Annotated in this window: 20 protein-coding genes; 7 read left to right on the forward strand and 13 right to left on the reverse strand. The window is 62.6% G+C overall.

Features of this window, described 5'->3' with window-relative positions; translation table 11 throughout:
- The coding region (locus tag WBV42_RS19655; RefSeq protein ID WP_423987543.1) for a glycosyltransferase at positions 1 to 798 on the reverse strand (798 nt) is incomplete at its 3' end.
- Positions 799 to 1,033: 235 nt separating this feature from the next.
- On the opposite strand from WBV42_RS19655, the gene WBV42_RS19660 reads away from it, so the two are divergent.
- Positions 1,034 to 2,329, forward strand: a complete 1,296-nt coding sequence (locus WBV42_RS19660; protein ID WP_423987544.1) for a tRNA pseudouridine(54/55) synthase Pus10 — start codon at positions 1,034 to 1,036, stop codon at positions 2,327 to 2,329.
- A gap of 868 nt (positions 2,330 to 3,197) precedes the next feature.
- Positions 3,198 to 3,911 carry a ribonuclease HII gene (gene rnhB / locus WBV42_RS19665; RefSeq protein ID WP_423987545.1) on the forward strand — a complete coding sequence of 238 codons (714 nt, stop codon included), beginning with the start codon at positions 3,198 to 3,200 and terminating at the stop codon, positions 3,909 to 3,911.
- 10 nt (positions 3,912 to 3,921) lie between these two features.
- Here rnhB and WBV42_RS19670 read toward each other — a convergent pair whose 3' ends face one another.
- From WBV42_RS19670 to secF, 4 genes are all read right to left on the reverse strand, one after another.
- The gene (locus tag WBV42_RS19670; protein ID WP_423987546.1) at positions 3,922 to 5,133 is read right to left on the reverse strand and encodes an ATP-grasp domain-containing protein; all 1,212 of its coding nucleotides are present in this window, start codon (positions 5,131 to 5,133) and stop codon (positions 3,922 to 3,924) included.
- The gene (locus WBV42_RS19675) at positions 5,130 to 5,780 is read right to left on the reverse strand and encodes a low molecular weight phosphotyrosine protein phosphatase (protein ID WP_423987547.1); all 651 of its coding nucleotides are present in this window, start codon (positions 5,778 to 5,780) and stop codon (positions 5,130 to 5,132) included. Before WBV42_RS19675 ends, WBV42_RS19670 begins: the two co-directional genes overlap by 4 nt.
- Positions 5,781 to 5,907: 127 nt before the next feature.
- Complete coding sequence (locus WBV42_RS19680) at positions 5,908 to 7,467, reverse strand: preprotein translocase subunit SecD (protein ID WP_423987548.1); 1,560 nt, start codon at positions 7,465 to 7,467, stop codon at positions 5,908 to 5,910.
- A complete protein-coding gene (secF, locus tag WBV42_RS19685) occupies positions 7,464 to 8,324 on the reverse strand; it encodes a protein translocase subunit SecF (protein WP_423987549.1) in 861 nt (286 codons plus the stop codon). Before secF ends, WBV42_RS19680 begins: the two co-directional genes overlap by 4 nt.
- A gap of 131 nt (positions 8,325 to 8,455) precedes the next feature.
- On the opposite strand from secF, the gene WBV42_RS19690 reads away from it, so the two are divergent.
- Entirely contained in the window at positions 8,456 to 8,797 is a 342-nt protein-coding gene (locus tag WBV42_RS19690; protein ID WP_423987550.1) for a hypothetical protein, read from the forward strand.
- Here the strand turns inward: WBV42_RS19690 and WBV42_RS19695 are convergent.
- The 5 genes from WBV42_RS19695 to WBV42_RS19715 form a co-directional block, all read right to left on the reverse strand.
- On the reverse strand, positions 8,794 to 9,705 hold the full coding sequence (locus tag WBV42_RS19695) for a carbohydrate kinase family protein (protein ID WP_423987551.1): 912 nt from the start codon (positions 9,703 to 9,705) through the stop codon (positions 8,794 to 8,796). The two genes, WBV42_RS19690 and WBV42_RS19695, sit on opposite strands and share 4 nt — an antisense overlap.
- 41 nt (positions 9,706 to 9,746) lie before the next feature.
- Positions 9,747 to 10,565 carry a DUF63 family protein gene (locus WBV42_RS19700; RefSeq protein ID WP_423987552.1) on the reverse strand — a complete coding sequence of 273 codons (819 nt, stop codon included), beginning with the start codon at positions 10,563 to 10,565 and terminating at the stop codon, positions 9,747 to 9,749.
- A gap of 121 nt (positions 10,566 to 10,686) precedes the next feature.
- Complete coding sequence (locus tag WBV42_RS19705; protein WP_423987553.1) at positions 10,687 to 11,064, reverse strand: ArsR/SmtB family transcription factor; 378 nt, start codon at positions 11,062 to 11,064, stop codon at positions 10,687 to 10,689.
- A 130-nt stretch (positions 11,065 to 11,194) separates the two neighbouring features.
- On the reverse strand, positions 11,195 to 11,866 hold the full coding sequence (locus WBV42_RS19710) for a helix-turn-helix domain-containing protein (protein WP_423987554.1): 672 nt from the start codon (positions 11,864 to 11,866) through the stop codon (positions 11,195 to 11,197).
- A gap of 48 nt (positions 11,867 to 11,914) precedes the next feature.
- Positions 11,915 to 12,874 carry a ribose 1,5-bisphosphate isomerase gene (locus tag WBV42_RS19715; protein ID WP_423987555.1) on the reverse strand — a complete coding sequence of 320 codons (960 nt, stop codon included), beginning with the start codon at positions 12,872 to 12,874 and terminating at the stop codon, positions 11,915 to 11,917.
- Positions 12,875 to 13,012: 138 nt separating this feature from the next.
- On the opposite strand from WBV42_RS19715, the gene WBV42_RS19720 reads away from it, so the two are divergent.
- The 4 genes from WBV42_RS19720 (at position 13,013) to WBV42_RS19735 (ending at position 17,245) form a co-directional block, all read left to right on the forward strand.
- Positions 13,013 to 13,438: a phosphate-starvation-inducible PsiE family protein gene (locus WBV42_RS19720; RefSeq protein ID WP_423987556.1), complete on the forward strand. Its 426-nt coding sequence runs from the start codon at positions 13,013 to 13,015 to the stop codon at positions 13,436 to 13,438.
- 132 nt (positions 13,439 to 13,570) lie between these two features.
- Complete coding sequence (serS, locus tag WBV42_RS19725; protein WP_423987557.1) at positions 13,571 to 14,926, forward strand: serine--tRNA ligase; 1,356 nt, start codon at positions 13,571 to 13,573, stop codon at positions 14,924 to 14,926.
- Positions 14,927 to 15,005: 79 nt separating this feature from the next.
- Positions 15,006 to 16,427, forward strand: a complete 1,422-nt coding sequence (locus tag WBV42_RS19730; protein WP_423987558.1) for an FAD-dependent oxidoreductase — start codon at positions 15,006 to 15,008, stop codon at positions 16,425 to 16,427.
- Positions 16,428 to 16,519: 92 nt separating this feature from the next.
- The gene (locus WBV42_RS19735) at positions 16,520 to 17,245 is read left to right on the forward strand and encodes a helix-turn-helix domain-containing protein (RefSeq protein ID WP_423987559.1); all 726 of its coding nucleotides are present in this window, start codon (positions 16,520 to 16,522) and stop codon (positions 17,243 to 17,245) included.
- A gap of 29 nt (positions 17,246 to 17,274) precedes the next feature.
- On the opposite strand, the gene WBV42_RS19740 is transcribed toward WBV42_RS19735, so the two are convergent.
- From WBV42_RS19740 to WBV42_RS19750, 3 genes are read right to left on the reverse strand one after another with little or no spacing between them, the layout of a single operon-like run.
- The gene (locus tag WBV42_RS19740) at positions 17,275 to 17,742 is read right to left on the reverse strand and encodes a hypothetical protein (protein ID WP_423987560.1); all 468 of its coding nucleotides are present in this window, start codon (positions 17,740 to 17,742) and stop codon (positions 17,275 to 17,277) included.
- Between the two features lie 7 nt (positions 17,743 to 17,749).
- Positions 17,750 to 19,357 (reverse strand): sodium/proline symporter, encoded by a 1,608-nt coding sequence (locus WBV42_RS19745; RefSeq protein ID WP_423987561.1) that lies wholly within the window; start codon positions 19,355 to 19,357, stop codon positions 17,750 to 17,752.
- Positions 19,354 to 19,905 (reverse strand): hypothetical protein, encoded by a 552-nt coding sequence (locus WBV42_RS19750; protein ID WP_423987562.1) that lies wholly within the window; start codon positions 19,903 to 19,905, stop codon positions 19,354 to 19,356. The genes WBV42_RS19745 and WBV42_RS19750 overlap by 4 nt, the downstream gene beginning before the upstream one ends.
- Positions 19,906 to 19,991: the final 86 nt, after the last annotated feature.

Raw genomic sequence — 19,991 nt, forward strand, 5'->3', positions numbered from 1 at the left:
TTGCATCTGTGCCCGGCCACGACCCAGTCGGAAGTGCTTTTTCAGGAGCGACGTGAGCGACGAGCGAGCGGGATGATACATCGTGATCGCTGGCTGGTAGTGCTGACCGAACCCGGCATCGTACACCCGGTTGCCGAACTCCTGGTCCTCGCCGGAGAACAGACGCTCGTCGAAGTTGCCGACTTCGTCGAACACTTCGCGTCGGGTAAATAGACAACCCGTTCCCGAGAACTGCTGTTCCTCGATATACTTCTGGATAGGAAAACCGAAGATCTGGTTGTACTTCGCGGTGAGGGTGTCCTTTTCGTCTTCGACGTAGATTTCGACGTTACAACCCATGTAGTCCCAATCGTTGGATTCCATCGACGCGATGGCGTGCTCGAGCCACGTTTCCTCGACGGTCATGTCGGCGTCGATGAACGCGAGGATGGACCCCTCGGACTCGGCGACGCCTGTGTTACGAGCGGCGGCGGGACCCTGCACCTCGTCTTCGACGAGCAGCTGTACGAGATCGGGATACTGCTCTTCGTAACTCCTGATGACATCCTGCGTGTCGTCCGTGGAGCCGTTGTCCACGGCCAACACTTCGTACGCCGCTTTTGGATACGTCTGGTCGATGACGGCATCGAGCGTCATGCGAATGCCCCTCGGGTCGTTATAGACCGGAATGATAACAGAGATAAACGGCGGCTCGGAAGGCATATCGTCACACTGCGTTAGCATGCATATAGCCCCTTCGGTTCCCCATATGCACAACGTACAATACTGCCGACACGAGGTTGCATTCCAAACGCGCATCGAATAAATCTTTCGCGGGAGGGGTTCCCATGGGACCACCTTGTCAGATGTCTCATACTAATCGGGGGGATAGCGGGGGGAAGACGGCGGTGGCGCTCGAAGTCGTGAACGAGATGTCCCAGGGACTGCTCGTCGTAATCGAACGACTATCGGTTACCGACTCGCGACTGATTTCCCCTTTCTTTTTTCGACGCAATCGGAAACCGGTTTACCGCGTGACTCCCACGGATGAGATATGGACGTACTTTCGGCGGCGCGGCGGGTCATCGCGGAGGATCCGGTGTGTGATGCCTGTCTCGGTCGCCAGTTCGCCGACCGAAGTTTCGGGCTGACGAACACCGATCGTGGACACGCCCTCCGGGTTGCGGTCGCACTGGAGGACGACGAGGATTTCGAGGAATCCGACGAGGAGTGTTGGGTCTGTGAAGGACTCATCGACGAGTTCGATGCGTACGCGGAACAGGTCGCGGAGGCCCTCGCCGAGGTCGGATTCGAGACGTATCAGGTCGGAACGCGGGCACCACCGCTCGTGGAGGAGAACGAGGTCCTGCTCCGCGAGCTAGCGGACCTGCCCGAGGACACCGGTGAGCTGTTCAAATCCGAATTCAACCGCGAGGTCGGCAAGCGTGTCGGACGACTCACCGACACGGAAGTCGATTTCGACCGCCCGGACGTGCTCGCGCTCCTCAACCTCGAACGCGGCGACGTGGACGTGCAGGTGAACCCCGCCTTCGTCTTCGGCCGCTATCGAAAGCTGGAACGGGACATCCCCCAAACGAAATGGCCCTGCCGCGAGTGCGGCGGGTCGGGCAAGCAACTCGCCGAGGGCGGCGGCGAGGAATCCTGTGACTACTGCGGCGGCAGCGGCTTCCTCTACGACGAGAGCGTCGAACAACTGACGACGCCACCTGTGCTGGAGGCGATGGACGGCGAGGAGGCCATCTTCCACGGCGCGGGCCGCGAGGACGTGGACGCATTGATGCTCGGGACGGGACGCCCGTTCGCCATCGAGGTCAAGAAACCGCGACGGCGTCGCCCCGACACCGACGAACTCGAAGCGGAGATCAACGAGTTCGCGGACGGAAAGGCGGAGGTTGACAGTCTCACCCTCGCCACGCACGACATGGTCGAGCGCGTGAAGGGATTGGATGCGAGCAAGACCTACCGCGCGCAGGTGGAGTTCGACGAGGCCGTTGCGGAGAAGGACCTCGCGGCCGCCATCGAGGAACTGGACGGCGCGACGATCGATCAGTTCACCCCGAACCGGGTGGACCACCGCCGGGCCAACCTCACGCGTGTCCGCGAAGTTTACAGTATCGAGGGGCACATGGACGACGAGCGTCACGGAGAAGTCGAAATCCACGGCGAGGGCGGCCTCTACATCAAGGAACTCGTCAGCGGCGACGAAGGACGCACGGAGCCGAGTCTGGCCGGACTACTGGGTGTCGGCGCGGAAGTCACGGCGCTGGACGTGGTCGCCGTCGAAGGTGAGGACGAGATATTCGGTCACGACGATTCTCTGAAAGAGTAAATAGCGGGAAGCGACGGTGGGGACCGATTCCGACCCATCGAATCCGACTGATTTCGGTTTGAGAAGGTGTTGGAAGTGGATTTTTTGTTATCTCTGGTCTGATAGTCCTCATTTTGACCCTTCTGTGATTTCAGTTCCTGAGTGACAGTCACCGAATCCCCCGCCCGCTACGCAAAGAGGTGTTTGATGATTTTGTTCGAATTGCAGTTACCAAGAAGCAGACCGCCTCGAAAGCCCCGTCCGTTCGCGGTCGCTGTGCAGGATATCCGCGCTCTCCGCAGCAGTCGCGCGGATAGAGCCTGCACAGACGACTAAACAAGCGCGACCGGACGGCCCCTTTTATCCACCCGACTACCACCGCAACTACCCACACACCTCCCCAACCGACTCCCTCCGCCGCTCCTTTTCAGTCGCAGCGTCACTCATCCCTCGCGCGCGTTTCTCGCACGCGCCGCTTGGCTGAACGGGATAGCTGATACTAATCAACCACACGGTGCGCGAAGTCCTCGTGAACGAATATGAGCGAGTGGCTCGTCAGAGCGTTGCTCTGACCGTGGCGCATCCCTGGTGCGCCCGCGCGAGGGACGAGCGACCAAAGTTCCGGTGAGCGACGGAGGAGAACGGGAGCACGGAAGAGCGAAGCTCTTCCGGAGGGAGCGAGGAGGCTGGGGAGGCGTGTGGTCGGTCGCGGTGCGGTATTCATGCGGCTCGGTAGCTGTGGTCTGAGAATAAGTGGTAGTCTCTCGAAGCGAACAGGTGAAGACTTTCGGAGCCTGGCACTCAGCAATCGCAACTCATCTTCCTAGTAACCACATCAAAAAATAATTGTGAAAATCACATCCCTTCCGTCGGTGAATCAGAAACGACCATGGTGTCCCACTCCCATCGTCCGGTCGTGTTCGGTGTAGACGAAGCGGGGCGCGGGCCGGTGTTGGGGTCGATGTTCGCCGCGGCAATCGCGGTTGACGACCCCGCGGCCCTCCCCGACGGCGTGGACGACTCGAAGAACCTCTCGCCGGAGCGCCGGGAGGCGCTCGCGGCGGCGATTCGCGCGGACGAATCCATCTCGGTCGGCGTCGCCGAGATCACGACGGAGCGGATCGACGACCCCGAGACAGACATGAACACGCTGACCGTCGCGGCCCACGTCGAGGCGATTTCGCGGGTCGCCGCCGACGGAAACGGGAACTGCGCGCGCGGAATCGTGGACGCCTGTGACACCAGCGAAGCACGATTCGCCCGGCGGGTTTCGGCGGGCGTCGAAGAGAGGGGAGGAATCGAGGGGGAAATAGAAATCGACGGGACGGTCGAAATCGAGGCGGAGCACGGGGCGGACGAGACCCACGCCATCGTCGGTGCGGCGAGCATCGTCGCCAAGGTCGAGCGGGACGCGCACGTCGCGCGACTCGCCGAGAAACACGGCGCGGTCGGCAGCGGCTATCCGAGCGACCCCAACACCCGAAAATTCCTGCGCGAGTACGTCGAAGCCAACGGCGAACTGCCGGGCTGTGCCCGCACCTCGTGGCGGACGAGCAAGGACGTGCTGGCCGCCCGAGAACAGTCGGGACTCGATCAGTTCTGATTTTCGACGGTCATTTGCCGACCAGCGTGGATATGGCTCGTTTGAGCGGTGCGGTTTTCGAGGGCGCATACTCTTCGACGAGGTTCGTCAGGTCGCGGCGGAACGGTCCCGGATCGTCCCGGGAGAAGTAATCGAAGTTCGGGTCCGTGGCCAGCGAGAACAGGACGCGAGCGACGGCGCTGGGAACCGACGGCCGTTCGACGTGGTCGTAATCGTCGCGCAGCAGGCTGACGAGGTAGACGAGTTCGCCCCGAAGGATGTGGCTCCCCGTGCCGACCGTGTAGCCGTAATCCGGTTTTCGAACCCCGTTTGCGAGTTGATAGTAGCGATACGGGAAGTCCACGCCCGCGTGGACCCCGAGTTGTAGCGATCCCCAGAAGCGCGGGTTCACTTCGAGTAGCTTGAACCCGCCGTCGCGCGGGTCGTGGCGGAACTCGACCATCGCGGGGCCGTGCCAGTCGAGCGCCGACAGGAGCCGAACGCCCTGTTCGTGAAGCGTGGGTATCGACACGGCCCGCCGAAAGACGCTCGCACCGCCGGAGTAGGTGTAGCTCCGGATTCGCTGGTGCTGGAAGGTGACGACCGGTTCGCCGTGGTCGAAGAGGGCGAAAAAGCCGTACTCCGTCCCGTCGGGGATGCACTCCTGGACGATTGGGACGTGGCCCATCTCGGCGATCAGGCGGTCCTCGTCGGGGGTATCAAGTTCGTCTGGATCGCCGGAGACGAACCGCACGCCCGGATACTGCGTTCGGTTGTCGCGGACGAGCACGGTGTACCGGGATTTTACGACCGTGTCGTTGCGCCAGTCGTCCCACTCCGTGAGGAGCTTCGTCTCCGGAATCGGAATCCCGACCTCCTCTGCCCGCTGAAACAACCGGTTCCGGTCTCGTGCGGACTCCATCGTCTCGAAGTCGGGCCACGGCGTGGCGACGTGCTCCGCGAATCGCTCCCGGTATTTCGAGAGGACGTAGCTCTCGGGTTCCCGGAGCGGAACGATGGTCTCCACGTCAGGCCGTTCCGCGAGCGATAGCAACCCGTCCCGATAGCCCTCGATGTCGTCGGTCGGTGCGGGAAGGGACGCGCGTTCGTCGACGTACTTCGACGCGAACGCGGGCGAGTCGGGGGATTCGGAAGCCGCGATGACGGGGATTCCCTTCCGACCGAGCGAACGGATACACGCGAGGCTGCTTCCCGCCGCGATGGCCGGGACGACGACGCTCATGCGCTCCGGTCCTCCGCCCGCGTTCCCTCCTTCGTGACTTTCCCATTCACTACGTCGTTCTCGCTTACCTCGCTTTCCCCGTCTTCGACGGTTGCCAGAAACGCATCCACCGCGCCCGTGACTTCGCCATACACCCGCCGGAACGTGGCCCGGTTGGCGTCGTACGGGTCCTCGATTTCGAACTCCGGGGAGGAGTCGAACGACCGCACGAAGTAGGCTTTTTCGAGCGCGTCAGGGTAGTCGCGTTTGAGATACCAGTAGTTCCACGCGTCCATGAGCAGGACGAGGTCGCTCTCGCGCAACATGATCTCGTCCACGCACTGCGAACGGTGATCGGACAAATCGACACCGAGTTCCCCCGCGGCGGCGACCGCCGCGTCGGGACTCGACCGGCCTTCCTTTTCGATGAACCCGGCCGAGCGAACGGTCGAGCAGTCGAACTCCGACGTCTGCAGTCGCTCCCGAAGATAGCGCTCGCCGAGCGGACTGCGACAGATGTTTCCGAGGCAGAGAAACAAAACCGCCGGTTCGGGAGGAAGCGACCGTACCGCCTGCGCCGTGTCTCGTGGGTGAGCGTCCGGCCGCAGACGCAGCCGCTCCATCTCCACGGCGACCCGTCGTCTGCCGTGCTGGAGGTATTCCAACATCGTCCCCGGTTCGACGCTGTGGCGGTTATAAGGGAAGCATCGTTTCGGGAGTAGACGGTGCCTACGGTGGCCGTAGGTGATGAATACTGAATTCGATGAGGCCGAAAAAAGTCGCGTTTCGGTCGGGTTATCTGTCCGTCAGCAGGTAGCGCAGGATGTCACCGTACGCCGGTCGCGTCACCAGCACGCCGATGAGGACGCCGAGGATGGTGATGAGGGCGAACCCTTGTAGGTCGCCGAGCGAGAGGACTGCCAGCGGACTCATGGCGATGATGGTCGTCGCGGCGGCGGCCCCGATGACCCAGAACGCCTTGCGGAAGCGCGACTGGAAGACGCGCGAGGAACTGACTTTTCCTTCGCTCATCACCTCGTCGGCGATGATGATGAGGTCGTCCACCCCGGTCCCGATGACCGCGATGAACCCCGCGATGTGCGAGAGGTCGAGCGGCAAACTGATCGCCGCGGCGAAGCCGAGCAGAATGAACACCTCCGAAAGCGCGGTCAGAATCATCGGCAAGGCGACTTCCTTCTTGCCGTAGCGGATGAAGACGACGCCGCTGACGGCGAGCACCGCCGCGATACCCGCGAGGAGCGAGTAGAGTTTGAACTGGCTCGCCAGACTCGGCGCGAGGTAGGTCGTCGAACCCGCCTGCGTGTTGAGCGAGGCCGGAAGTGCACCCGCCTGCAGGTTGATCTGGATCTTACGCGCCTCGGAGGCGTTGTGACCGGTCGTAATCGTGAACGTCGGGTTGTTTTGGAAATCGCCGTTGTTGATGGAGCTTGCGAGGCTTCCCATACTCACGCCGGACACTATTTTTCCGTCGGTTTCCGTGTAGAGACAGTATCCCGTCTGGTTCGCGGGTTCTGCTGGGTAGTTACAGCTCCCGACACCCTCCGAACTGGTGAATCCGCGATCCTTCATCACCTTGGAGAAGTACTTCGCACCGCCGTCGGTGAGCGAGACGCTGACGCCCCACGTTTGGTCCCGCTGGCTCTGTTGTGCAGGCCCGACGTTGGTGATGTTCTGTTTGGTGATCACCGTCGTGTTCGCGGTGCCGTTGTCCGTCGGATAGTGGGCGACGATGGACACCTGACCGCGGTGGGTGACCAAATCCTGCATCTCCGACTCGTTCGCGTTCGGCATCTCGATCTGGATGTAGTGGTCGCCGTTCGCGGCCGTGACCTGTTGGACGCGGCCACCGGCGAGTCCGGCGCGGGAGATTTTGTCGCTCAACACCTTGACGATCTCCGAGCGGGTCTGTGCGGTCACTCCCTGTCGAACGGTGCCGTGCTTGATGTTCGCGCCGTCGAGCGCGGATGTCAGCTGTGCCGGTTTGACGTTCTTCGAGTACACCTCGACGGTACCGACGGTCGCAGACTGCGTGGCCCGGAACTTCACGTCCGCCTGGCCGACGCCCTTGATGTTGTTGGCGACGCTCTTCTGGAGGTCGGTTTGAGAAGTTCCGTTGGCGATGTGTACCTGTTCGGCGGTGACGCCGTTGACCGGCGCACGGATTCGCGTCCCGCCCGCCAGTTCGAGCCCGTACTTCAGGTTGGTCGGACCGGAAGAGGTGGCGTTTGCGGAAAGGCTGTTACTGCTCCCACCCTGCGGGACGAAGAGCGCGAACGCGCTCCCGAGCAGGAGGATGAGGAGCAACCCGGTACGCCAATGGTCGCGGATGCTCATCGCGCCACCCCTTCGTATTTGTACCAGCGAAGGAGGCTCAAATTGAGCATGTAGGTGTTCATGAGGTCGGTCGCCAGTCCCATCACGAGGATTACGCCGATGGACGTGAGAAGCCCGATCTGGAAGAAGGCGGACACGAGGGTCATCACGGCCATCGCGGCGAGCGAGGTGACCGTCATCGTCACACCGGTTCGCATCGCGCGGTAGGTGCTCTCGTAGAAGTCACCCGAGCGCCGGAGGACGTGATTGTTGAGCAGGATGTCCGAGTCCACGCTGTAACCGATGAGCATCAGGAGCGCGGCGACGGTACCCAGTGAAAGCTTGATGCCGAATACGTCCATCAACGCGAGCGGAATCACGATGTCGCCGAACGCGGAGATGACGACGGCGATGGAGGGGACGAACGAGCGGAACATCAGGAAGACGATAACGCTCATCCCCACGAACGCCGCGACGATACCGTACAGCGCGAGTTGCTGGGCACCTGCCCCGAAGTTCGCGGACGTACTCTGCTTCGAGAGTATCTGGTACCCGTTACTCTGTGCCTGATTCGTCAACGAATTCGTATCAGTACTTTGGAACGTGACGATGTACACGTTGTTTTGCGATGCTGACGGCGTCACCGACGCGACCTGAGAATCGAACGACGTCTCGATGTGATGTTGGGACGCGGTCGTCTGAATTCTCATTTCCGTTCCGCCTGTAAAATCGATGCCGGGCGTCACTGGTGCGCCGGTTGCCATGTACCAACCGGCGAGGACAAGCAACGCCAGCACGAGAATGGCGAGGGGAACCCCCGCTAATTGCCGATTCGAGTACCGGGTGTAATCGACCTCCGGTACTTGAAACTCTACCATAACGGATGGGTCCGGGACGGCCCTGAATAAGCTTTCTTAATTACTACGGCCAAAACAGTCATGCGAAACGGGAGTGTGAAGAGGAAAAAGTCGTACGAAGGCATAATTGTCTCGCGCTCCTCTACATCACTATGGCGACAGAAAACGCACAGCAGACGAGCGAATCGGCGACCCGAGTCGTCGTCTCGTATCCCGAGGATCTGAGCAACTGGGGGCGGTTCCAGGTCGGGACGAGGCATTTCCTCGCGTACCTTCGGAAGACGAAGGATCACGTCCAAGCGGGCGACGTGTGGGAGGAGTTCCTCGACGTGGGCTGTTGTGGTGATACGCTCGACGTCCCGCTCCACGTCGAATCCGTGGAAGGCGGCGAGCGGATGGGACCGGAAACCGAAATCGTCTACGAGGTGCGGGAAGCCTGTGGAATTCGCGGCGGGTGGCAGGTACAGAGCGCTGGCGGCCCGAACGAGATCTAAAACTGCTCGTCGAAGAACGCCTCAACATCGGCCCGCGTCGGGGACGTCCGCGCCCCGGCAGCCATCGACGTGAGCGCGCCACAGGCGTTGGCGAACTCCAGCGCCCGTTCGTAGTCGGCCGAGTCGAGCAAGGTGGTGATGAACCCCGCCGCGAACGCGTCACCAGCACCGGTCGAATCCACCGATTCGACGCCGAATCCGGGGTGGGTGTAGACGCCTTTGGTCGTGTCGACCCGCGCGCCGTTCCGACCGTGTTTGATGACGACGACCCGCCCGTGGAGTTCCGAGGAGGGGTGTTCCAGATCACGGTCGAGAATCGTCGCTGCCTCGCGGTCGTTCAGAAAGACGATGTCGGAGTAGGCGAGCGCCCGCGAAAAGTCCCGTTCGGCGAGGCGACGGCCGGGGTCGAAACTGACGGTCACCCCGGCTTCCGTCGCGATTCGAGCCAGTTCCGCCGCCGTGTCCGGTCGTTGGCTGGTCAGGTGGAGGTGGTCGGCCGCACGGACGTATCCGGGTTCGACGTCGTCCGGTGCGATGGTTTCGTTCGCACCCTCGTTGCCGAGCACCATTACCTCGCCACTTTCGTCCACGATCAGGTACTTCGTCGTGGTCTCGATGCCCGTTACTTCGAGGACGTGCGTACAATCGACGCCTGCGCTCGTGAGTTCGCGTTGCACCAGCAGACCGTTGTCGTCCGAACCGACGCTCCCGATGAGGCCGGTCGAAACGTCCATGCGGGAAAGCGCGACGGCGACGTTCGCTGCGCTCCCGCCGCCGGAGCGCTGTTGTGAGGAAATGCGCGCTTCTCCGTCGGGTTCGGGTAAGGCGTCCACTCTGAGCGTCACATCCCAGTTGATGTGTCCCGCAGTTACGACGCGAACTCCCCCGGTGCGGTTCGTGGACGGCATACCGTTCACGTTCCTCGGGAGGAGTAAAAAATCCCGACGACTTAGCCCGTGATGGCGAACAGGATGAGGTTGTGTGCACCCGGTCCCAGTCCGACGGCGGCGACGACGCCGAGCAGGAGATAGCCCTCGGTCGGTTCGCTGGCGACGTAATCCGCGAACAGGAGGACGACGAACTCGGCGATGGCGAGTTTGACGAGGACGAACAGCCAGCCGACGCCGAGCGAATCCCCGGCCGGAATCGAATGGGCGATTTCGAGGATGGCCCGCGAGAGCGGGGTCTGCTCCCCGAACCCGAGAACGTCGATGCCGACGGCCGTCGAGACGCCGTCCAAGGCGTGTGCGAACAGCGTGAGGACGCCGACCGCACCCGTGATGATGGCGACATCCGGATAGAAGAACTGCGTCGCGGCCCAGAGCATCCCCGTCAGGATGACCGCGACGACGAGCGCCACGAACGGCCAGAACAGCCGAAGGCTGTCGTGTTCGATGCCGAACCACAGCGCAACGATCAGGACGAGTGCGACGCCCACCAAACCGACGCCTGCGAGCGCACGCGGGACGGGAGTTCGAAGCTGATGGATCGCGAGTAGCCAGACGACTCCCGCCAGTACGAATGTCGTGAGATAGACGGACGACGTCCCGAACAGTGGATCGATGACGTCGGGAACCGGGGAGTTCGGGAGTTGATGCAACGCATTGAATCCCGCGCCGACGACCATCCACGGCGCGAGCGATACGACGGTTCGTTCCCCGATAGTCGGCTCTGCCTCCCAAAGCAACCAGAGAACGACACCGACCGCCAGCAGAAGCGGGAGAAGATACGGTAATGGGGGGAGTGCGAACCCGTCCGGCAGTACCATACACCGACACGCGAACGGAGGTGTGGAAAGGTTTGCGGTCTGTGCCACTTTCACATCGACGATTCGTTAAATCGTGTTCCGTACGACGACAGCGGCTACCGACGGGTATCGAGCGCAACCGCTACGTGTCCCCATCGGCGGAACCGTCGCCGGAAGTATCCGCATCGATGGAATCGTCGTCGGGAGAACCTCTGACGGAATCGCCGTCGGAGTCGGACCGTATCTGGTCGAGAACGGTTTCCACTGGCGTGGACTCGACGTATCGAACCTCGTTCGACCCTTCGTCGTGTTCGATGAGTCCGAGTTCGCTCAGTTTCGGAAGGTGAACATGGAGCAGTCGTTGCCGCATGCGCTTTTTTGACTGTACGGTCCCGTCAGCTTCCGACCGGATCGCGTCGGCGAGTTCCGAGACCGAACACCGGTTCTCGGACGTCGACGACAAATGATCGAGGAGCCTGCGGCGATGGGGGTCGGCCATGACCGCCAGGATGTCGCTCACGGAAAGCGGGGAACGTCGACGGGAACTGGTTTCCTTCATTTCGGATCCGTTCGAGGGATACCGGACGCGCCGGATTCAAAAATGGGGTTGTTCGAACTGGGGATTTATAAGTACAACCGGATCTGACAAGTCAATCACGTTTGTCGTCGTTCTCGGAACCGAGGAGCGTCTGTCGGAGGAGCGATTCGTTTCCGCGTCGAATGCGCTCGGAGAGCGCCTGTTGGCTGATATCCAGTTCCGCCGCCAACTCATCGAGCGTTACACGACTCGGCGTGGAGAAATAGCCGCGTTGGAGCGCGAGGAGCAACGCTTCCCGCTGGTTCTCGGTGAGCGACAAGGAGAGTTGGTTTTTCCCCGCCTCCCGAAGGGTGTAGATCCGTCCGAGGGTGTACTCGATGTCGTTTTCCAGACTGTAGCTGTGGAACTCGGACAGATCATCGTACGAGGGAAAGAGCAGTTCGAACGACCAATCATCGTCGTCGTATCCCTCCGCAGTCCTGATGATACCGTTCGTTTCCTGAAGCCCTTCGAGGAACGCTTCGTCGGGGATCTCCCAGTCCATGAGATAGAGGACACGGTCGTCGACGTGGTCGAGTTCCGTGAGATCGTTGACGTACGGCCCGTCCCGCACCCGCTTCTCGAATTCGGGCATGTCGTCCCCCCACGCCCAAAAAACCGGGACGACACGCGGGCCAACGGGAACGATTCGCTCGAATTCGATGTGGATCCGCATGCCAGCGGTGAGGAGCTTTCCCAGCGGGAAGTCGGACGGCTTCAGCGTGAGCTCGGCGATGACCGCCATGATACTGTCCCGTCTAGCGTTTCCACTGGCTTAACGACTTGGGCACCGCTATCGTTCGTCCCAGGGTTCGCCCTTCTGTTGGTCCCCGAACATCTCTCGCATCAGCGTCACGATGCTCTCGGGCGGGAACTGTCCGCGTTCGGTCACGATCGCGTCCACGTAGCGCGGCGGCGTCACGTCGAACGCGGGGTTTTCGACGCGGACGTTGCCCACTTCCTCGCGCTCGGTGTCGGGGAGAATCTCGCGTTCGTCGCGCATCTCGATTTCCACGGTGTGGCCCGTCATCGTCCCCGGATGTAGCTTCAGGGTTTGAGCCGCGACCATGATTGGAACGCCGCGTTCGCGGGCGTTCACGGCCAACCCAGAGGTACCGATCTTGTTGATGACGCTCCCGTCGGCGGCGATGGAGTCCGCGCCGACGAGGACGTGGTCGGTGTCGTCCAGATACCGGCGGGCCGCGTTGTCCACGATGAGCGTGACCGGGACGTCCCAGTCCCGGAGTTGGCGGGCGGTGATATGACCCTGTTTCCGTGGTCGGGTCTCCTTGACGATGGCGCTGATCTCCTTGCCGTCGTCCAACGCCTTTCGCACGCAGGAGAGCGCGTCCGTCGAGTGGCAGTGGGTCATGATGGTGTCGCCGTCGCGGAGGCGGTTCGCGCCGATCTGACCGAGGTTGTCCTGCGCCTGGTCGAGATCCAATCGGAACTCCTCGACGGTCGCCATGACGCTCGCGCGCAGTTCCTCGACGGTATCCCCTTCCATCCCGTGCAGCACGTAGCGCAACGCGTTCGGAAGGCTCACCGCGGTCGGTCGGGTTTCGTGGAGTCGTCGCGCGGCGGCCCGGATTTCCGCTCGAAACGCGTCCGGCGTGTCGGCCTCACTGGCCTGCGCCTGCTCGCCGATGGCGGCCGCTGCCGCGTCCGCGATGGTCGCCGCCCCGCGGATCTCCATCTCGGAGATGTCGTCCGCGGCGGCGGTGACGGCGGGCGTGATGTCGGGGTCGTTCATGCGCGATACTACGCGGAGCGGCGGTAAAAACGATCGTGTGACTGAACGATCGTCGTGGTTCGGCGATACTCCGGAGGGTTACGCCACGAAGTGATGTTCCGGCGGAAATTCTACGGTGGTGGCAATCGCACGGACCACATGGACATCGATGGGGCCGTCGCCTACTCGGAGTCGGTGATGCGCATCGCGGAACTCGTTGCCGCCTATCTGCTCGTCGGCTTGTTCGTCGTCGGTCTCCTGGATTTCGGGTTTCTCGCCTTCTCGTTTCTCCGTGCCGGACGTGCGACCGATCCGCGAACGCTGCTCGAACTCATCGACGTGATCCTCCTGTTGTTCATCGTCGCCGAGATCTATCGGACGGTCATCGCCTACGTCGAGTCGGAGGGCGAAGTCGGTGTCGTCCGGGCGACCGTGTACGCCGGACTCATCGCGCTCGTTCGGAAGGTTATCACGTTTCAGATGGACGGGTATGCGACGACGACCGACGCCGCAATCGCCGCCGGTTCGTACGCACTGCTGCTCGTCGGACTCGGCGTGATCTTGTGGGTGGTCTCGCGGAAATAGCGTAATCGTTACTCGCTCTACCTTCCGAGCCGACGGATTGAAACGATTCGATATCTCCCGTCGCCGACAGTGTCACAGTATCCCTCGATAGCGACACGGTTTTTTGCAGGGGTGTTGAAACCCGAGACAGGAATGCTCGACAGGAAGTACATTCGGGAACACCCGGACGAAGTACGGGAGGGTCTCGAACACCGAGGTGACGACGTTGATCTGGACGGATTTCTGGAGTTGGACGCCGAGTGGCGCGAACTCAAATCGCGGGGCGACGACCTCCGCCACGAGCGAAACGAGGTCAGCCGCAGCATCGGCGAACTCAAGCAGGAAGGCAAGGAGGAGGAAGCACAGGAAGCCATCGAACGTTCGAGTGCGCTGAAGGCGGAACTGGAGGAAATCGAGGAGCGCGCGAGCGAACTGGAGGAGGAACTCGAAGAACGAAGCCTCGAAATCCCGAACGTTCCGCACGAAAGCGTCCCCATCGGGGCCGACGAGGACGACAACGTGGAGGTCCGCCGGGAAGGGTTCGAGAACTTGCGCGAGTTGCCCGCCGACGTGGTGCCACACTACGACCTCGGCGAGGAACTCGACATCATCGACGAGGAGCGGGCGGCCAAGACGACCGGAAGCGGCTTTTACTTCCTGAAGGGCGACGGCGCGCGGCTCGAACACGCCATCATGCAGTTCATGCTGGACGTTCACCGCGAACAGGAGTACGTGGACATCTTCCCGCCGATTCCCATCAACAGCGACTCGATGACCGGGACGGGCCAACTCCCGAAGTTCGCCGAGGACGCGTACAAGATCGAGGGCGAGGACCTCTGGCTGTGCCCGACCGCCGAGGTACCGGTGACGAACATGTACGCCGGGGACATCCTCCTGCGCGACGACCTGCCGCTGAAGCATCAGGCGTACACTCCGAACTTCCGGCGCGAAGCGGGTGAGCACGGCACTGAAACCCGCGGCATCGTGCGCGTCCACCAGTTCAACAAGGTGGAGATGGTCAACTTCGTGGAACCCGAGGGGAGCTACGACCGCCTCGATGCGCTCCTGGACGAGGCCGAAGAGGTCCTGCGACGCCTCGAACTACCGTACCGCGTCCTCGAACTCTGTACGGGCGACCTCGGCTTCAAGGCGACCAAACAGATCGACCTCGAAGTGTGGGCACCGGGCGACGACATGGAAGACGGGCCGGAAGCGGGCGGCCGCTGGCTCGAAGTCTCGACGGCGTCGAACTTCGAGGACTTCCAATCGCGGCGCGCGGGGCTTCGCTACCGCCCCGAGCGCCACGAATCGGCCGAATACCTCCACACGCTGAACGCCTCGGGCCTCGCGCTCCCGCGCGTGATGGTCGCCATCCTCGAATACTACCAGAACGACGACGGCACCGTCACGGTGCCCGAAGCGCTCCGCCCGTACATGGGCGGCACGGAAGTCATCGAGGGTCACGAACCCGTCGGCGAGAGTGCCCTCGGTTCGGGCGAGCGGGACTGAGCCGTTCGACCCGTTCGCACCGTTCGTATTGCCCGGTTTGTGCAATACTGTTTTAGCCGTCACCGTCCAATTGTCCCGTATGGGGAAAACGTTCGTCGTCATCGGTGGTGACGCTGCGGGAATGAGCGCCGCGAGCAAGGCGAAGCGGGACGACCCCGACCTCGAAGTGGTCGTCTTCGAGAAGGGCGAGTGGGTTTCTTACGGTGCCTGTGGACTTCCGTACTACGTGAAAGACGACATCGAGTCGTTGGACGACCTCGTCACGCTCACTCCGGAGGCGGTCGCGGAACGCGGCATCGATCTGCGACAGAACCACGAGGTCGTCGATATCGACCGGAACGGGATGACGGTCACGGCCGTCCACGACGGTGAACGGATCGAGCAGTCGTACGACGACCTGCTCGTCGCGACCGGGGCGCGGGCGGTGGTCCCTCCCATCGACGGTGCGGAGTTGGACGGCGTGTTCACGCTCCACGGCATGGAGTCGGCGGCGACCGTCAAGCGCGCCCTCGCACCAGCGACGGGGGTACCGGGCGACGAGTTCCGCGAAGGGTACGGCGCACAGGTGCACGAGTACCTCGCCGCGACGTCGCCCGACGCTGTCGGCATCATCGGTGGCGGCTACATCGGCTTGGAGATGGCCGAAGCGTTCGACGCCCGCGGCCTGGACGTCTCCGTCTTCGAGATGTTACCGCACGTGCTCGCCCCCTTCGGGGCGGATGTCGCCGAGGAAGTCGAAGACCATCTCGAATCGAACGGCGTCTCCCTCTCCCTCGACACGACGGTCGAACGCATCGTCGGCGAGGACGGTCGCGTCACCGGAATCGAAGCGGGTGGTGAACGGGTTCCGGTGGACGTGGTGCTGGTGGCGACCGGCATCGCACCGAACGCCGAACTTGCGGAGGAGAACGGGATCGAATCGGGCGAGACGGGTGCCATCGCGACCGACGAGTACGGACGGACGAACGACGACCACGTCTTCGCGGCGGGCGACTGCGCCGAAGCGCGCAACGCTGTGACGGGGTCGCCGGACTACGTACCGCTCGCGTTGACCGCCAACCGGGCGGGACGGGCGATCGGGCAAACGGTGACGGGAGAACCGACACCCGTCGGGGACATCGTTGGGACGGCGGTCGTGAAGGCGTTCGACCTCGAAGTCGCCCGGACGGGTATCATCGACCACGAGATTGCCCGAACCGCCGGGTTCGATCCCGTTTCGCAGGTCATCGAGCAGGAATCGCGGGCGCACTACTACCCCGGCGGGTCGCCGATAACGGTTCGGGTGACCGCCGACCGCGACTCCGGACGCCTCCTCGGCGCGAGCATGGTCGGCCACGAAGGGGTCGCACAGCGAATCAATACAGTGGCGACCGCCCTTCACGCCGAACTGACCGTCGAAGAGGTCGAATATCTCGACTTGGCGTACGCACCGCCGTTCGGTCCCGTCTGGGACCCGATACTCACGGCGGCGAAAGTCCTGCGCGGAAAACTCGACAGATAGGGGAGACCTCCCGAGATTACATTCTCGTTGTAGAATTACTTAAAAAAGATGGGTTCCGCCATCTATTTCCATAATGAACGATGAGTTGGATTATGATTTCGGTAACGATGGACATGGTGCAGTACGACTGTCCGTACATCGACGTGACGGACGAGACGGACGTCTCGTTTCACACCATGCACTGGGACTTCAACACCGCCAAGCAGAAGTTGGAGACGAGGATTCTCGTGCAGGGGGACGATCCGGGGGCGCTGACGAACGGCCTCGGCGCGCTCCAGGAACACGACCGAATGCTGGAGTTCGAACTGCTCTCGCGGCGGGGGGACACGGCGGTCATCAAGTCCTTCATCGGCCAGACGAACGCGATGCGAACGATCCGCGAACACGACGGCTACATCACCGGACCGTTTCAGATCCGCGACGGGAGCGAACTGTGGAGCGTCGGGTTCGACACCGCCGACAACACGGACAACGCCCTCTCGGAGTTGGAGGACGGGAACGACGTTCGCGTCGAGAGTCGAAACGCCACGTCGTTCGAGGAGTACCTCGACGTGATCCAGCACCTCGGCGCGGCGAAAAACGTCATCGACGGCTGCCGTGAACTCTCCGAGACGGAGCGCGAAACGCTCACGAAAGCCGTCGAAGGGGGATACTTTCAGACCCCCCGACGTGCGACGCTCGGCATGTTGGCCGACGAGTTCGATATCTCGAAGACGGCAACCTCGAACAACCTGCGGCGTGCCGAGGGGAAACTCCTCGAACGCGTCGTCAGCGTCCTCCCCGAGGTCGATTCCGAGGACGCGCTGATCGGCAAGTAACCCGAAAAAAAACAGAAACGCGACCGAAATCAGAACAACCCGTCCGTCGTCTCGACGCCGACATCGACGTGCGAGAGTCGCGGGTCGTCCGCGAGCGCTTCGACATCGTCAACCTGCGAATCGGCCGTTTTCGTCGCGTACAGTTCGTACGAGTCGGCCTCGTCGTTCTCTTTCCACGTCACCACCAACTTCGCCCGCCGGAACAGGGTGCCGTCTCGGAGTCGAACCGATTCCAGCGAGTCGAGCGGAACGGCGAAGTTCCGCTCGTCGAGCGACAGCGCCCGGTCCGGAGACACGTCCGCGATTTCGCGACGGCCACGTTCCCCGGTGTCCGCACGCAACAGCAGCGATTTGAACGATTCGCCGACGAAACACCAGACGAGACGCTCCTCCGTGACGAGGAGTTCCCAGTACTCCATCGACGTGGGTCGCCGACGGAACCACCCCGAGAGGTGGGCGATACGCGTTTCGTCCTCGCCGTCTCGTGTCTCGGTCATGCTCATCCTATCCCTCCAGCAGGACGGCGATGTCCTCCGGAACGGTTCGTCGGTCCTGCGTTATCAGCGAGACGCCGACGAAGAGCGCGATGGCGACCAACAGCGCCACCGTTCCGACCGGGAACGATTCGGTGAACGGGTAGAGGTTCGGAACGGTCGTCGCAATCCATTCCGCGCCGGAGACCACCGGTGTCGGAAGCGATCCGTCCATCCCGGCAACGACATCCGCAATATGCGGCACGGCGCTGTAGAACAGGTTGACTGCCAACCCGCCGAGGATGGCGGCGATCGCGCCCTCCTTCGTCGCGCCCTTCCAGTTCAGGCCGAGGGCCGCGATGGCGAAGAACGCCGCCGCGAAGAACCCCCAGCCGATGGTGCCGAGAATCCCGACCAGCGTCTGCGAGTAGAAGACGATGAGCGTCGATGCGATGGTGAGACCGGCCAGCGCGGCCTGCGTCACTCGAAGTTCCGTCTTATCGTCGTCGATGGGACGGCCGAGTGCCCGCGGAATATCGCGGGAGACCGCCGCCGCGCCGATGTTGAGGAACGAGTCGCTCGTGCTCATGATGGCCGCGAGCAGCGCCGCCAGGATCAGTCCGGCCACCGCACCGGGCGTGTGGTTGAGGACGAAGACGGGGCCGACGATGGAGGCGCTCTTCGGGGCGGCGGTCGAACCGGCTTCGACCATCGCGCGCATCGACAGTCCGGTCGAGAACGCGAGGAGGCTGGAGATGGCGTACGTCGCCGCCGCGATGGGCGCGCCCCAGCGCAGGATCTTGAGGTTGCGGCTCATGTAGAACTTGGTGACCAGGTGTGGCTGTCCGGCCGCGCCGACCGAGAACAGGATCCACCACCCGAGCGCCGTGAAGATGGTCGCGGTGGGTGCGCCCATCGCGCCGAACGGCGAGATGAACGCCGGGTCGGCAGTGGCGAGGTTGTGCGAAATCGAACTCATCCCGCCACCGAACGACAGCGCGTAGGCGAAGACGAACACCGATCCGAAGATCATCGTGATCGCCTGCACGAAGTCGGTCCAGACGCCCGCGATCATGCCCCCGAGCATGCTGTAGAGCAGGAGGATGAACGCGCCGATGAGCAGTCCCCACATCACCGACAGGCCGAAGATGGCGCGCATGACGTACTGGAGCGCGGCGAGGTTCGTCGCCAGATACGCCATCACGCCGACGATGACGGCGACTGCCGTGAGGCCGCGAACCCACGCGCTCTCGTATCTGACGTACATCCCGTCCGCGAGCGTCAACACGTCGCGGATGTCCGCCAGCAGGCGCATTCGCTTGGCGAGGAGTACCCACGTGATGATGAACCCGAGCGGGGCCGTGAAGAAGATCCACAGCGCCGTCGTCCCGAACGAGTAGACGAGTTCGGGGCCGCCGACGAACCCGAACCCGGACTGAATGACCGAGAAGGCCGTCAACGCGAGCACCCACGTCCCGATGCTCTTTCCGGTGATGAGGAAGTCCTCGGTGCTCTCCGTTCGGAGGTACCCCCAAACGCCGATTCCCAGCACGATCAGTAGATAGACCCCGCCGAACAGGAGGACGTACGGACTGTCGGTGACCGGAATCTCCTGTAGCGGGATCGGAAGGGGCGTCATCGCCGGTTACCTCCTTCGGCCTGCGACGACTCCTGGGTCGCGCTCTGTGGGGTTCCGGACGCCGTGTTCTCCGATGGCGTCCCCTCCGTGTTACCCACACCGCCATCGGGTTCAGGGCTGGCGACCGACAACGGGAACCGCTCCCGTCGTTGAACCCGTCGCGCCTCGTCCAGGATGTCGTCTACCGCGTCGTCGTTCCCGATCTCCGGAAAGACGAGCGCGTAGTAGAGCGCGCCGAGGATCGGGAGCAACCAGAGGAAGACGAAGTACGCCAGCGTCGAAACCGGGAGTCCCAGAACGTAGGTGTACTCGGTCACGTCCGGGTTCCACTGCGACCAAATTATCGTGAACCCGACGACGAAAATCACGCCCAATCCGGCTACCAACCCGGTGTACGGCGCGAGGTCGAGTTCGCCGTCGTTTCGCTCGATGGCGGCCGCGCCGAAGTTCGCCACGATGAACAGCGCGGCCAGATACGAAAACAGCCGATACTGCCCGACCGCCGCCGCGATCAACAGCACGATAGCCAGTAACGCTATCGTCCCCATGAGTCTATTCCGCGTGCCTCGGTCCGTCGTTTGTGATGATGCCATCCGGTATGCAACAGGATAGCAAATGTCGAATAAGACCGGGT

Source organism: Haladaptatus sp., assembly GCF_049589095.1.
GTDB lineage: Archaea > Halobacteriota > Halobacteria > Halobacteriales > Haladaptataceae > Haladaptatus.